The sequence below is a fragment of the Bradyrhizobium sp. NDS-1 genome (assembly GCF_032918005.1).
Lineage (GTDB): Bacteria > Pseudomonadota > Alphaproteobacteria > Rhizobiales > Xanthobacteraceae > Bradyrhizobium > Bradyrhizobium tunisiense.
In genome coordinates, this window is the sequence record NZ_CP136628.1 from 3,553,745 (window position 1) to 3,567,192 (window position 13,448).

Consider the following 13,448-nt stretch of genomic DNA (forward strand, 5'->3'; position numbering starts at 1 on the left):
CAGCGCCGCTCACCCCATGAGGCCCATTCATGCACCGCTCCGGCCTGTTTCTCTCTGCTTTTCTCGTCTTTGTCCTGGCTCACGCGCCCGTCCACGCCGGGGCCGCCATTGGCGTTGCCATGGATGATTTCAGCTATACCGATACGTCGGGCGAGCCGACCAACCAGACCGCCGCTCACGATCGGCGGCTGGCAGCGTTCATGGCCGCGCTCAGACGGGACATCGGCGATGGCGGGCGCTATCGGCTGGTGCCGTCCACCCAGGACGGCGCGGCATTCAAGATCATCGGCGGGATCCAGAAGACGAGCACGCTGGTGCAATGGGCAAAGGTCGCCGTGATCGACGTCGGCGCCAAGAAGCTCGTGATGGACAAGCTGTACTCCTTCCGCGGCGACAGTGACGAAGCATGGGAGCGCGCCGAGATGTTCCTGTCCCGCGAGATCATGGGTGCGCTCGGCGCACAAGCGCCGGTCGCGCTTGCCGTGTTCGATTTCGAGCTCGAGGACATGACCGCCGCTTCGGGAGGCACCTTGGCCGCTTCAGACGCCTCGTACCTGGCCGAGGCGACGACCGGCGTGCGCGACGTCCTCGGCCAGTCCGGCCGCTACCGTATTGTCGACGTCGGCAGCGCGAGCAGCGAGGCGGCGAAGGCGGGCGCTTTGCACGACTGCGGCGGTTGCGAGGCGGCGATTGCGCAAAAGCTGGGGGCCGATCAATCGTTGATCGGCGTGGTGCGGCGGGTCAGCCGTACCGAATACACGCTCGGGTTCCTGGTGCGCGACGCCGGCACCGGCGCGGTGCTGGCGCGTGGCGACAGCGGTCTGCGCCTGGGCGCCGACTATTCGTGGAAGCGGGGCGCCGTGCGGCTGGTCAGTGATCGGCTGATCGAGAGCCAGCAAGCCGCCGAAAAAGCCAAAGAGCGATGAGATTCATCGCTCTTTAGATCTCTTGTTCGAGCATGATCCTTTCGGAAAACCGCTGTACACTTCCGGATCATGCTCAGAAGGTAAGCTGCACCTTCATCGATTGCGAGCGGTCGCTGGCGAGCTCGAAGGCGGCGACCGCATTCTCGAACGGCATGGTCGCCGTGATCAGCGGCTTGACGTCGATCAGGCCTTCGCCCATCAGCCGCACCGCGAGCTCGAACTCGGGATCGAAGCGGAAGGTGCCGTGGAGCTGCAGTTCCTTGGCGACGATGGAGTTGATCGGAAGCGTCATCTCACCGCCGAGGCCGAGCTGCACCAGCGTCGCGCCCGGCCGCAAGACGTCGAGTGCGGTGCGGAGTGCAGCCTGATTGCCGGAAGCTTCGAACAGCGTGTCGAACACGCCCTTGCCGGCACGCCAGGGATCGAGCGCCGTGGGATTCGCTGCGACGTTGATGGCGCGACTGGCACCGAGCTTCTTGGCGACCGCGAGCGGCGCCTCGGCGACATCCGTCACCACGATCTCGGCGGCGCCACCGAAACGTGAGACCAGGATCATCAGCGCGCCGATCGGGCCGCAGCCGGTGATCAGCACGCGCTTGCCGAGCAGGGGACCGGCCTGCTTGCCGGCATGTAGGCACACCGCCAGCGGTTCGGCGACCGCGGCTTCCGCCAGCGAGAGCTTGTCCGCGATCGGCACGGCCTGACTGGCATCCACCGTGATGAATTCACGGAAACCGCCTTGCACGTGGGGGAAGCGCATCGCGCTGCCGAGAAAGCGCATGTCGAGGCACTGGTTGCGCATGCCTTCCTGACAATGCAGGCACCGGCCGCACGGCTTGCTCGGATTGACCGCAACGCGTGTGCCTGCCGCCACGCCGGTGACGCCGTCACCGACGGCGGCCACCACGCCGGCGATCTCATGGCCTAGCGCCATCGGCTGCTGGATGCGCACGACGCCGAACCCGCCGTGATGGTAGTAGTGCAGGTCGGAGCCGCAGATGCCGCCGTTCGAGATCTTGACCCGGACTTCGCCCGGGCCAGGCGTGGCATCCGGATAGTTGTCGATCCGCAGGTCTTTCGGGGCGTGAATGACGACGGCGCGCATGGTCTCGTTCCCTGTTTCGCGGGTTACATCGCGGCGATCATGCCGCCATCGACATAGATGATCTGGCCGTTGACGTAGGTGGAGGCGTCCGAGGCGAGGAAAATCGCGGCGCCCACCAGCTCGTCCGGCTTGCCCCAGCGCTTCGACGGGATACGGCCCATCAGCCAGGTGTTGAAATCGGTGTTGTTGACCAGCGCCTCGTTCATGTCGGTCAGCATGTAGCCGGGGCCTATCGCGTTGGCCTGGATGCCGTGCTGGGCCCATTCCACCGCCATCGAGCGGGTCAGGTTCTTGATGCCGCCCTTGGCCGCGGTGTAAGGCGCGATGGTCGGGCGGGCGAGTTCGCTGCCGAGCGAGCCGATGTTGATGATCTTGCCGTGCTTGCGCGGGATCATGCGCTTGGCTGCCTCGCGGCCGATCACGAAGGCGCTGGTGAGGTTGGTCTCGATCACCTTGCGCCATTCGTCGGTGGTGAACTCCACCAGCGGCTTGCGGTGCTGGATGCCGGCATTGTTGACGACGATGTCGACGGCAATCCCTTGTCTGTCGAAATCGTTGAAGGCGGCGACGATCGCGGGCTCGTCGGTGACGTTGAAGGCGGCGCCTTCGGCCTGATGCCCGGCGGCACGAAACTCGGCGACCGCCTGCTCGACTCGCTTGGGGTCGACGCCGTTGACGATGATCCTGGCCCCGGCCTTCGCCATGCCCTCGGCAATGGCGCGGCCGAGCCCGCGGGAGGAGCCGGTCACGAGCGCGGTGCGGCCGGAGAGGTCGAAGAGGGACGTGCTCATCTCGAGAATCCTTAAACGTTGGAGCGGCGCACGCTCAGATCGGAGCGGTCGAATACGGCGGGCAGAAGGTCGACGCCGAGGCCGGGGCCCTCCATCGGGAAGACGTAGCCGTCCTTGATCACGGGCATCGTGGTGACGAGCTCGTTGTACCAGCCATTGTAGAAGGCGCGCACCGATTCCTGGATCAGCGTGTTCGGCTGGCTGAACGACATGTGGATGGCGGCGATGAAGCCGATCGGTCCGATGCAATCGTGCGGCGCGAAGGGACGGTGATAGGTCTCGGCCATCGCCGCGATCTTGCGTCCCTCGGTGAGGCCACCGGTCCAGCACAGGTCGGCCATCACCACATGCATGGCGTCGCGGTCGAGCATGTCCTTGTAAGGAAAGCGCGAGCCCAGCGTCTCGCTGGCGCAGACCCAGACATCGGTCGAGCGGGCGTATTCGGCCAGCGCCTGCGGCGAGTTCATCCGGATCGGATCCTCGTACCAGGTCGGCTTGTAGGGCTCGAGGGCGCGCGCGATCTGCTTGGCCGTCGGCAGATTCCACAGCGAATGGAGCTCGACCATGATCTCCATCTTGTCGCCGACGGCTTTGCGGATCTTCTCGAACGGCTCGATCGCCTGCTTCATCTGGGCCGCCGTGATGTAGAGGCCCTTGTTCTCCTGCGCGGCCGGATCGAACGGCCAGATCTTCATCGCGGAGATGCCGCTCTCTAGCAGGTTTTCGGCAAGCGCATCGGCGCGGTTCATGAAGCCGTCGAGATCCTCGTAAGGCCCCTTGTTAGCACCCAGATTCCAGTTCGCGACCGGGCTGATATTGGTGGAGCGGACATATTGCGTGCCGGCGCAAGTGTTGTAGATGCGCTGCTTGTCGCGGCAGAGGCCGCCGAGCATCTGGTGCACCGGCTGGCCGCAGACCTTGCCGAACAGGTCCCATAGCGCGATGTCGATCGCAGAGGCCGCGCGATATTCGACGCCGGTGGACGACTGCGCCATCGGCAGGTTCAGCATGTCGCGGTGGATCGCTTCGATGTGCAGGGGATTGCGGCCGAGCAGCCGGCCGGCAAAGGTGTCGTGGATCTGCGCTTCGACCGCGCCCGCGCCATAGAAGGTCTCGCCAAGCCCGATCACGCCCGTGTCGGTATGGACGCGCACCCAGATGACGTTGGAGAACTCCTCTGTGCGCAGGGTCTCGATCGACATGATCTTCACGGCAACAATCCTCCCGTCGGGTCTATAGCGCCCGCCTTGTTTGTCATTTCTGCGCCGCATTGCCGGCGAGAGCCGAGACCGTCTTACCGTTGCTTGTAATATATCACAACATGTTTTAAGGATATCACAAATCGCGCCGCCCCGCGAGGCGACGGGCTGACGGGAGGACGACATGGCACGGCGCAAGCGTACGCTCGAGGTGGTGAGAAACGACGACGGCGAGGGCAGGCCCTCCCGGCGCAACCGCCTCAACTTCTTCGAGCTGGCCTATCAGAAGATCGAGGAGCTCCTGGTCCATTGCGAGCTCAAGCCCGGTCAGTTCATGACCATGCTGGAACTGCAGGAGATGACCGGCTTCGGCCGCACGCCGGTGCACCACGCCGTCAATCGTCTCTCCGCCGACACGCTCATCATCATCCGTCCGCGCCACGGTCTGCACATCGCGCCGATCGATCTGGCACGCGAACGCATGCTGCTGGCCTTGCGCCGCGACATGGAGCGTTTCGTGATCCGCCTCGCGGCCGATCGCGCCAGCCTCTCGCATCGCAATCAGGCGCTTCACATCGAGCGCCTCCTGCGCGAGCGTCGCGCCAACCTGACGCTCGACGAATTCAACAGCATCGATCGCCGCATCGACGCGCTGGTGCTGGAGGCGGCCGGGGAGCCGTTCCTGGTGCACACGCTGCGACCGCTGCACACGCTGTACCGGCGCATCGGCTACATCCACCACCGTTTCATGCCGGGGCAGGCCGACCTGTCGGGCACGATCGATCGTCATGTCGCGATTCTCAACGCGGTGGCCAACCGCCGCGTCGAGGAAGCCGTGCAGGCGAGCGATGCCCTGATCGACTACATGGGCGAGATGTTCACGGGCATGGAGGTGGGGATCGACCCGCGCCTGCTCGATTGCAGCATCGAGCCGCTGCTCGGGGCGTAAGAGTTCCAAGGAGAAGACCAGACATGTCAACGATGGCGATGCCACAACCGACCGCGAGCGAAGCCGCGGTCCGCTACCTCATCACGAACTACAGCCCCAAGGGCAACAAGGTCGGCTGGCTGATGATGGCCTCGATCCTGGTCGAAGCCTGGGATCTGTATTCGATCGCCTTCGTGCTGATCTTCATCAAGGAGCAGTACAATCCCGATCCGCTGATGCTCGGTCTGGCCGCGGCCGGCACGCAAGGAGGCGCGCTCATCGGCGCGCTGCTCGGCGGCTGGCTGTCCGACAAGATCGGCCGCCGCGTCATGTTCCTGGTGACGATGGTGATGTTCATCGTGCTGGCGCTGGCGCAGGCCTTCGTGCCGGATGTGTTCTGGCTGGTCGTGATCCGCTTCCTGCTCGGCATTCCGCTCGGCTCGGACATTTCGACCGGCTACACCTACATCATGGAATCCATGGCCAAGGGCGAGCGCGAGGTCATGGGCAACCGCTGGCAGTTCATGTTCGCCGTCGGCGAAGTCCTCACCATCGGCGTCATCGTGATCTTCCTGCTGATCGACATGCAGCACGAGATGCTGTGGCGCGTGACGCTCGGTCTCGGAGCGCTGCCGGCGCTGATCATCCTTCTCATGCGCCACGACGTGCCTGAGACGGCCGTCTGGCTGGTGCAGAAGGGACGCTACCGCGAGGCCAAGCAGGTCGCGCGCGAGATGTTCAACGACAATCTCGACATGCTGCCGGACCGGGACGTCGAGGTGCCGAAGGTCTCGACCCGCGCCTTCCTCGCCGACCTCAGGAAGGATCCGATCCGCTGGCGCGCCACGGTGTACGGCTGGATCGCCTGCTTTGCGCAAGCCAGCGAATTCTCAACCTTTGCGTTCTATCTGCCGGTGCTGTTCGTGATGGTCGGCGTGTCGAGCGTGCTCGGCATCAATCTGGTGACGATGGCGCTGTTCTCCTTTGCTGCCCTGTCGGGCTGGGTCGGTCCGCTGCTGACGCCGAAGATCGGCCACCGCGGTATCTCGATCGCGGGGTTCGGAATCGTGCTGGCCGCGCTGCTGGTCGCGGCCTTTGCGCTCTACACCGACAACACGATCCTGCTGCCCTTCGCGGCCGCCGCCATGTTGTGGGGCCATTATTGGGACGCGTCGAACTGCATGACCATCCCGACCATGGTCGCCAAGCCGCAATATCGCGGCACCGCCAGCGGCTTCGCCTACATGTTCGTGAAGCTGCCGTCCTTCCTGGCGATCTTTCTGTTCCCGACGGTGTTCGCCGCGATCGGGCAGGCGAATGCAACGCTGATGGTCGCGATCTTCCCCCTGATCGGATTGCTCGCTGCAATCTTCATCCTGCCGGAAGTCTACGGCTACGAGAACGACTGACGACGTAGGGCCCGGTCGCGGCGGCATGCCGCGATCGGGTCCCCCGACGGGGCTTACGGGCTCAGGAAGACGGGATCAATCCCGACGCCATGGCCGAGCAGGCCGATCGCCTGGAGCTGGGCGCTGTGCAGGTCGATCTCGACGATCGCGAACAGGGTCAGCAGGACCACGGCCGTGACCAGGAGCAGCGGGTGGGACCTTTCCACCTCGCCCCGGCTCGGCGCAGTGAAGCTCTGAAACGCGCGACGCAGGGAAAAGCTCTGCGGCAATGCCTTTGACCGGATCTGCATGATGGACCTCCTTGCCGCGCCCTGTGAGGCCGCGCGACAAGTTGAAGGTTAGCTCCGGCGGTAGCGGCGGCATTGATACGCCGCAAACGGCGTGCGTTTATCGGATCGCAGCCGCCAGCGCCGCGATGAGGGCGGGCGGCGTCACCAGCAGGCCGAGCTTGAGGAACGGCCAGGCGCCGACCTCGATCTTTTCCCGGCGGAGCGCGACCAGCCAGAGGATGGTGGCGAGCGATCCTGTCACTGACAGGTTGGGGCCGAGATCGACGCCGATCAGGATGGCGCTGACGACCGGGCCAGGCAAATGATCGCTGGCGGCAACCGAGCCGGCGACGAGGCCGACGGGAAGGTTGTTGGCGATGTTCGTGGCGATGGCGGTGGCGATGCCCACACTCCAGGCTGCCTGCGGGACCGATTGAGCCACCGCCTGATGCAGCAATGCGCTGAGCTGCGCGATCACGCCGGTCCTGATCAGTGCTTCCACCATGACAAAGAGCCCGCCGACCAGCGGCAGCACGCTCCAGGACACGCCGCGCAGCACGGGCCATGGCGATTGCCGGCTGAGCAGCAGCACGATCGCGGCCGTCACGCCGCCGCAGATGAAGGTCGGCAGGCCCAGCTGCTTGTCCAGCGCCGACGCCGTGACCAGCACGATTCCGATCGCGACGATGCCGATGGCCGTCAGCTTGCCGCCGCGGCCGAGCTTGGGATGCGGCACGCTGCGCGCAATCGTCTCCTCCTTCAGCGCGCGGTGCTGGGTCAGGCGCAGCACGATGTAGGTCAGCAGGATGGAGGCGGCCGAGGGCAGGGCGAACAGGCGCAGCCATTCGGTGAGCTCGGGCATGCGCGCGCCGAACACGACGAGATTGGCGGGATTGGAGATCGGCAGCACGAAGCTCGCGGCATTGGCGATGAAGGCGCAGACGAACAAATAAGGCAGCGGCTTTGCGCCGGCCGCGCGCGTCGCGGCATAGACGGCCGGCGTCAGAACGATCGCGGTGGCGTCGTTGGAGAGCAGCACGGTCACGAGCGTGCCGACGAGATAGATCAGCAGGAACAGCCGCTGCGGCGAGCCGTCAGCATATTCCACCGCGAGCGCGGCGAGATAGTCGAACAGGCCCTCGAGCCGCGCCAGCTCTGCAATCAGCATCATGCCGATCAGGAAGAGGTAGACGTCGAGGCCTTTTTCGATGCCGGTGAGCGCGTCCCGCCATGGCAGCAGGCCTGATAGCACCAGGGCGCCCGCACCGATCACGGCCCAGACCGCCTCCGGCAGGCGAAAGGGGCGGATGATGACGCACGCGGTCGCGACGACGATGATACTCCAGGCCCAGATGGCGTCAGACGGCACGGTCAGTTCTCGAAACGGGTTGGGTTCATTCGGCAGCGATAGCCGATGCCGACGCCGCTGTCTTCCCCTGTGGGCGAGGGGCGCCATGTCGTGTCTCGGGCAGCGCGAGAATGCAAATGACGGCACCGATCGCAGCGACGGCCCCGAGGCTGATGAACGCCGCGCTGTAGCCTGCAGCGACCACCACGACGCCTCCCAGCGTCGTCGACATTGCGGCACCGATGCTCTGGGCCGTGATGACCGCGCCTTGCGCGACGTTGAAGCGTCCAGTGTTGCGCATGAGGTCGGCGACGATCACCGGGAAGATTGCGCCGAAGATGCCCGCGCCGACGCCGTCTAGCAACTGCACGCCGACCAGCCAGAACGGATTGTCCGAGAGCGTGTAGAGGGCGGCGCGAACAGGCAGGATCAGCAGCGCGGCGAGAAAGAAGCGCTTGTGGCCCCAGCGGTCGGCCTTCGCGCCGACCAACATCGCGAACGGCACCATCACCAATTGCGCGGCGACGATGCAGGCCGACATCAGGCTGGTGCCCATGTTCTTGTCCTGGAGCGCCAGCTTTTGCCCGACCAGCGGCAACATGGCCGCGTTGGCGAGATGGAAGAGCAGTACGCAGATTGCAAAGACGAGCAGGGGGCGGCAGGTCAGAAGCACGGTGATGCCCGACGGCGCGTCCCGCCGCGCATCGGCGTCTGCATCATTCATCCCACGGGCCAAATCATGATCGATGGCGCGGGCAGGGATCGCGAGGATACTGAGGAGGCTCGCGATCGCCATCGCGCCAAGGAGGAAGAAGACGACAGTCGGGCCCACCCAATAGGCGGAGACCCCCGCCAGCGCGGCCGCGACCGCATTGCCGGCGTGGTTGAAGGTCTCGTTGCGGCCGATCCGCCGGGTGAAGGCGGCATGGCCGAAGATGCCGAGCGAAACGGCTGCGATCGCGGGCGGAAACATCACGGCAGCGGCCTGCGCAATCCCTTGCGAGATCGCGACGGGGAGGAAGCTCGGAAACAACGGCAGCGACAGCGAGGCCAGCGTCACCATGATCGCAGCAATCACCATCACCAGCCGCTTCGCCCGGGTCGCATCGACCAGGGCGCCGGCCGGCGTCTGCGCCACGATGCCGGCAACGGTTGCGATCGACATCACGAGGCCGATCCGCGCCTCGTCCCAGTGCTGCTCGGTCAGAAGATAGACCGCGAGATAGGGCCCGAGCCCATCGCGGACGTCGGCGAGGAAGAAATTGGCTGCATCCAGCGCGCGGCCGGCCTGTCTTGCCTGATCGGGATTCTCGCTGGCCATCGGTCTCTCGATCGTCGTTGTGCAAACCAGCGTGCCAATCAATCCGCAGTCGTCCCGGACAAGCGGAAGCGCAGATCCGGGACCCATAACCGTTTGGCGAAGATTGGTGGCTAGCAGTTGGCTCGGTCACGCTTCCTGTGGATATGGATCCCGGATCGGCGCGCGCTCGAGGCGCGCTTGTCCAGGACGACGGTGGAGCTCACATTCACCGCGCCACCGAGAGCTTCTCCGTGATCGCCTTACGCAGAATCCGCGAGAGCGATTCCACCGAATATGGCTTCTGAATCAGCTCAAACCCGCGATGGGCGTTCTCGGCGAGCACGTTGCTGTAGCCGCTTGTGAGCACCACGGGCAGGCCCGGATAGCGCTCGCGAATGACGCCGGCGAGCTCGACGCCGTTCATGCCGGGCATGATGACGTCGGAGAAGACGAGGTCGACGGAGAATTCGTTCTCGCCCAGGATCGTCAGAGCAGCGTTGGCGTTGGCGACGCGCCGGACGACGTAGCCGAGATCTTCCAGAAGCTCGGTCGAGAACTGGCCGACATCGTCATTGTCCTCAACCACGAGCACGCGGTAGCCGCGCCCCGTGATCGCAGCCTCGTGGGTGAGCGCCGCGGTTTCCTTCTCGGCGGCGGGACTCTGCGCCTGGGGCAAATACATGGTGAAGGTCGCGCCGTGGCCTTGTGTGCTCGTCACCGCGATGTCGCCCTCGGACTGCTTCGCGAATCCGAAGGCCTGGCTGAGGCCGAGACCGGTACCCTTGCCGACCTCCTTGGTGGTGAAGAACGGCTCGAAGATGGAGTCGAGATGGTCCGGCGCGATGCCGCTGCCGGTGTCGGCGACGGAGATTGCGACATAGTCGCCGCCCCGCGCCGATTGTGCGCGCAGGCTCGGAATGCCCTGAACCTTGCGCACGGCGATGGTGAGGCGGCCTTCGCCGTCCATGGCGTCGCGGGCGTTGATGGCGAGGTTGATCAGCGCGGTCTCGAACTGGGCGATGTCGGCGACGGTGAAGCAGTCGGCATCGTCGATCTCGACGACGATCTCGATGCGGCCGCCGACCAGCGGCCGCACCAGTTGCGCGACGCCCTCGACCTGGCTGCCGACGTTGAAGATCTGGGGTTTCAGCGGCTGCCGGCGCGCGAACGCCAGAAGCTGCGCGGTCAGCTTGGAGGCGCGCTCGACCGTCTCGGAGATGGCATCGACATAGCGGCGGCGGCGCTCTTCCGGCAGCTCCCGCCGGCGCAGGAAATCGGTGGCCGAGCGGATGATGGTGAGGAGATTGTTGAAATCGTGTGCGACGCCGCCGGTGAGCTGGCCGATCGCCTCCATCTTCTGCGATTGCCGCAACGCCTCCTCGCCGCGGCGGCGCTCGGTGATGTCGACGGCCTCGGGCACGGCGCCTGTGATGTTGCCGTGACGGTCGAGCACGGGGCGCATGCCGAAGTCGAAATCGCGCTCGCCGACGGGAAGGCGTAGCCGCATCTCGAGCCGCACCGCTTCGCCCTTGAGCACGGTGTGGAAGGCGTCCTGCACTTGCGCGCTCATGCCCTCCGTCGCGCTGAACCAGGGCGTCTCCCACAACGGCTTGCCGATCACATCTGAAGAGCTCGCATCGATGCCGTCGAGTGCGGTCTTGTTGGCGTAGAGAAGCTCGCCCCTGAGATTGACCAGACCCTGATACTGGTTGCTGGTTTCCAGGATCGCGCGCAGCCGCGCCTCGTTGGATTCGAGCTCGGCGGTGCGTTGTGCGATGCGCTCTTCCAGCGTCTCGTTGAGCTGCCGGAGCTCGATCTCGGCCTGCTTGGCGACGGTGATGTCGTGGGCAACACCGATGAAGCCGATATGCTTGCCGGTCGGGTCCCAGCGTGGCTGCGATTCCGAGCGCAACCAGCGCCATTCGCCGCTGGCGTTCTTGTACCGCGCTTCGAGCACGAAGGGCTTGAGTGACGCTTCGCCCTGGACGGATTGCTGGAGCACGTGCGGCAGGTCGTCCGGATGCAGCACCTTGCGCCAGTCGAAATCGATGGCCTGATCATAGGGCAGGCCGACGAAATCGACATAGGCCTGGTTGGCGAAGGACCGCTTGCGATCGAGCTTGGTCACCCAGATCGGTACCGGCGCGCTGTCGGCGATCAACCGAAAGCGTTCCTCGCTCTCGCGCAGGGTCTCGCGCGCGAGCATCTGGTCGGTGATGTCGATATGGGCGCCCACGAGGCGGATGGCGCGGCCATCCTTGTCGCGCTCGATCTTGGCGACGACCCGGATCCAGCGGGTCTCGCCGTCATTGGGGCGGATGATGCGGTATGCGGCGGTGTAGTCTTCGCTCGTGCCGGCGAGCGCCTCCAAGAAATGCTTGACGGTTGCTTCGCGATCCTCGGGATGGAGCCGATTGACCCAATCCTCGTGCGATTCGTCGGCGGCCTCGGGCGGCAGGCCATGAATCATGAGATATTCGGGCGAGCGGCGGTTCTTGAACCCTTCGCGGAAGTCGACCTCGACGCCGCCGACCTTGCCAATGCGCTGGATGCGTGCGAGCTCGGCCTCGCGCTCCTGAAGCGCACGATAGGCGTTGTCGCGCTCGCGCGCGACGTCTTCGAGATGCTGGCGCAGCCTTTCGGCGGCGATGGTTTCGGGCAAGGGATCGTTCAAGGCATCGGCCGTTGTCATGCGGTTGCGCACGTGCCGAATGGATATTCACACAGACGGAGCGTGATGACCATTGTTTAGAGGAAATAGACTGTCTGGAAAGGCTGGCGGCGAGCCCGGCATGCGGGAAAGTGTGGTAGGCAACGCCGGTTTTGGCATTTTGTTCCTGAAATTGGAACGATGCAGCTGCGGATGCGTCTTCGCGAGGCGCCACACCTCTCGTCGTTCAAATCACCTTTCCGAAGAGGCTAAATCTTGAAGCTCTTTGTCTGCCAGGCCTGCGGCAACGTCCTCTATTTCGAGAACCGTGTCTGCGAACGCTGCGGCCATCAGGTCGCGTTCCTGCCGGAGAGGGAGACGATGTCGGCGATCGAGCCCGACGGAGAGGCCTGGAGGACGCTGGCAGACAAGGGCGAAAGCCGGATGCTGTGCCGCAATGCCGCGTACGATTCCTGCAACTGGCTGACGGATCCAGGCGAGGGCAACGGCTATTGCCGCGCCTGCCGCCACAACGGCATCGTACCGGATTTGTCCGACCCCGCCCAACTCGCCGGCTGGCGCGAGCTGGAGGTGGCGAAACACCGTCTGTTCTATTCCCTGATCCGCTGGAAGCTGCCGCTCCAGACCCGGCAAGACGACCCCGAGCATGGACTGATCTTCAATTTCCTCGCTGACGATCCCAACAGCGGAGAGAAGATCTTGACCGGCCACGACAACGGCCTGATCACGATCGCGCTCACCGAGGCCAATACCATCGAGCGGGAGCGGCGCAGGCTCGAGATGGGTGAGCCGTACCGTACGCTGCTCGGGCATTTCCGCCACGAGGTCGGGCACTATTTCTGGGACGTCCTGGTGCGGGGCGGCGGCAAGCTCGATGAATGCCGCGCGGTATTCGGTGACGATTCCGCCGATTACGGCCAGGCCCTGCAGCGCCACTATGCCGAAGGCCCGCCGCCGGACTGGCAGCAGAGTTACGTCTCGGCCTATGCCACGACCCATCCCTGGGAAGACTTCGCCGAGACCTGGGCGCACTATATCCACATCGTGGATGCTCTGGAGATGGCGGGCGAGTTCGGCATGGAGGTGCGCCCCAGGGTGGACCGCGACGGGGAGTTGACGGCGCGCATCCGTTTCAACCCCTACGAGGCAAGGGACGTCGACGCGCTGCTGAGCGCATGGCTACCCTTCACGTTCGCCATGAACAGCGTCAACCGTGCCATGGGCCTGCGCGACCTCTATCCCTTCATCCTGTCGCCCGCGGTGGTCGGCAAGCTCGGCTTCGTTCACGGCCTGGTCCGGGACGTGGCCAAGGAGCCCAAGGGCGCCGCAGGGGGGCTCTAAGGGCTTGCGAGCCCATTCGGTCTTGCGCTGGTACGCCAGAAGCGGGCCGGATTTAGACCGTTGCCTCCGGCCGATTTTGATGTACCACGGGAGCCACACGGCCCGTCCCAATAGGCCCCAACGGCCGGGGAAGGGTCCCGCCCAAGGTCGAGACTCAAGAA

11 protein-coding genes are annotated in these 13,448 nt (G+C 65.0%); 4 read left to right on the top strand and 7 right to left on the bottom strand.

Annotated elements, in window-relative coordinates; genetic code table 11:
• The first annotated feature begins 29 nt into the window (after window positions 1-29).
• The gene (locus RX330_RS16690; RefSeq protein ID WP_317243685.1) at window positions 30-926 is read left to right on the top strand and encodes a DUF3280 domain-containing protein; all 897 of its coding nucleotides are present in this window, start codon (window positions 30-32) and stop codon (window positions 924-926) included.
• Between the two features lie 73 nt (window positions 927-999).
• Here the strand turns inward: RX330_RS16690 and RX330_RS16695 are convergent, their stop codons facing one another.
• From RX330_RS16695 to RX330_RS16705, 3 genes are read right to left on the bottom strand one after another with little or no spacing between them, the layout of a single operon-like run.
• Window positions 1,000-2,031: an L-idonate 5-dehydrogenase gene (locus tag RX330_RS16695; protein ID WP_317243686.1), complete on the bottom strand. Its 1,032-nt coding sequence runs from the start codon at window positions 2,029-2,031 to the stop codon at window positions 1,000-1,002.
• Window positions 2,032-2,054: 23 nt separating this feature from the next.
• Window positions 2,055-2,822 carry an SDR family oxidoreductase gene (locus RX330_RS16700; RefSeq protein ID WP_212092847.1) on the bottom strand — a complete coding sequence of 256 codons (768 nt, stop codon included), beginning with the start codon at window positions 2,820-2,822 and terminating at the stop codon, window positions 2,055-2,057.
• An 11-nt stretch (window positions 2,823-2,833) separates the two neighbouring features.
• Window positions 2,834-4,033 (bottom strand): mandelate racemase/muconate lactonizing enzyme family protein, encoded by a 1,200-nt coding sequence (locus RX330_RS16705; RefSeq protein WP_317243687.1) that lies wholly within the window; start codon window positions 4,031-4,033, stop codon window positions 2,834-2,836.
• 172 nt (window positions 4,034-4,205) lie between these two features.
• Between RX330_RS16705 and RX330_RS16710 the strand changes: the two genes are divergently transcribed.
• Window positions 4,206-4,970, top strand: a complete 765-nt coding sequence (locus RX330_RS16710) for a GntR family transcriptional regulator (RefSeq protein ID WP_212092849.1) — start codon at window positions 4,206-4,208, stop codon at window positions 4,968-4,970.
• 23 nt (window positions 4,971-4,993) lie between these two features.
• A complete protein-coding gene (locus tag RX330_RS16715; RefSeq protein ID WP_317243688.1) occupies window positions 4,994-6,358 on the top strand; it encodes an MFS transporter in 1,365 nt (454 codons plus the stop codon).
• Window positions 6,359-6,411: 53 nt separating this feature from the next.
• On the opposite strand, the gene RX330_RS16720 is transcribed toward RX330_RS16715, so the two are convergent.
• The 4 genes from RX330_RS16720 to RX330_RS16735 all read right to left on the bottom strand — a co-directional run bounded on the left by RX330_RS16720 (window position 6,412) and on the right by RX330_RS16735 (window position 11,979).
• Window positions 6,412-6,648 carry a hypothetical protein gene (locus tag RX330_RS16720; protein ID WP_317243689.1) on the bottom strand — a complete coding sequence of 79 codons (237 nt, stop codon included), beginning with the start codon at window positions 6,646-6,648 and terminating at the stop codon, window positions 6,412-6,414.
• A 97-nt stretch (window positions 6,649-6,745) separates the two neighbouring features.
• A complete protein-coding gene (locus RX330_RS16725; protein ID WP_317243690.1) occupies window positions 6,746-7,996 on the bottom strand; it encodes an arsenic transporter in 1,251 nt (416 codons plus the stop codon).
• Window positions 7,997-8,021: 25 nt separating this feature from the next.
• Complete coding sequence (locus RX330_RS16730; protein WP_317243691.1) at window positions 8,022-9,296, bottom strand: MFS transporter; 1,275 nt, start codon at window positions 9,294-9,296, stop codon at window positions 8,022-8,024.
• Window positions 9,297-9,501: 205 nt separating this feature from the next.
• Complete coding sequence (locus tag RX330_RS16735; RefSeq protein ID WP_317243692.1) at window positions 9,502-11,979, bottom strand: PAS domain-containing sensor histidine kinase; 2,478 nt, start codon at window positions 11,977-11,979, stop codon at window positions 9,502-9,504.
• A 222-nt stretch (window positions 11,980-12,201) separates the two neighbouring features.
• Between RX330_RS16735 and RX330_RS16740 the strand changes: the two genes are divergently transcribed.
• Window positions 12,202-13,287: a putative zinc-binding metallopeptidase gene (locus tag RX330_RS16740; RefSeq protein WP_317243693.1), complete on the top strand. Its 1,086-nt coding sequence runs from the start codon at window positions 12,202-12,204 to the stop codon at window positions 13,285-13,287.
• Window positions 13,288-13,448 lie beyond the last annotated feature (161 nt).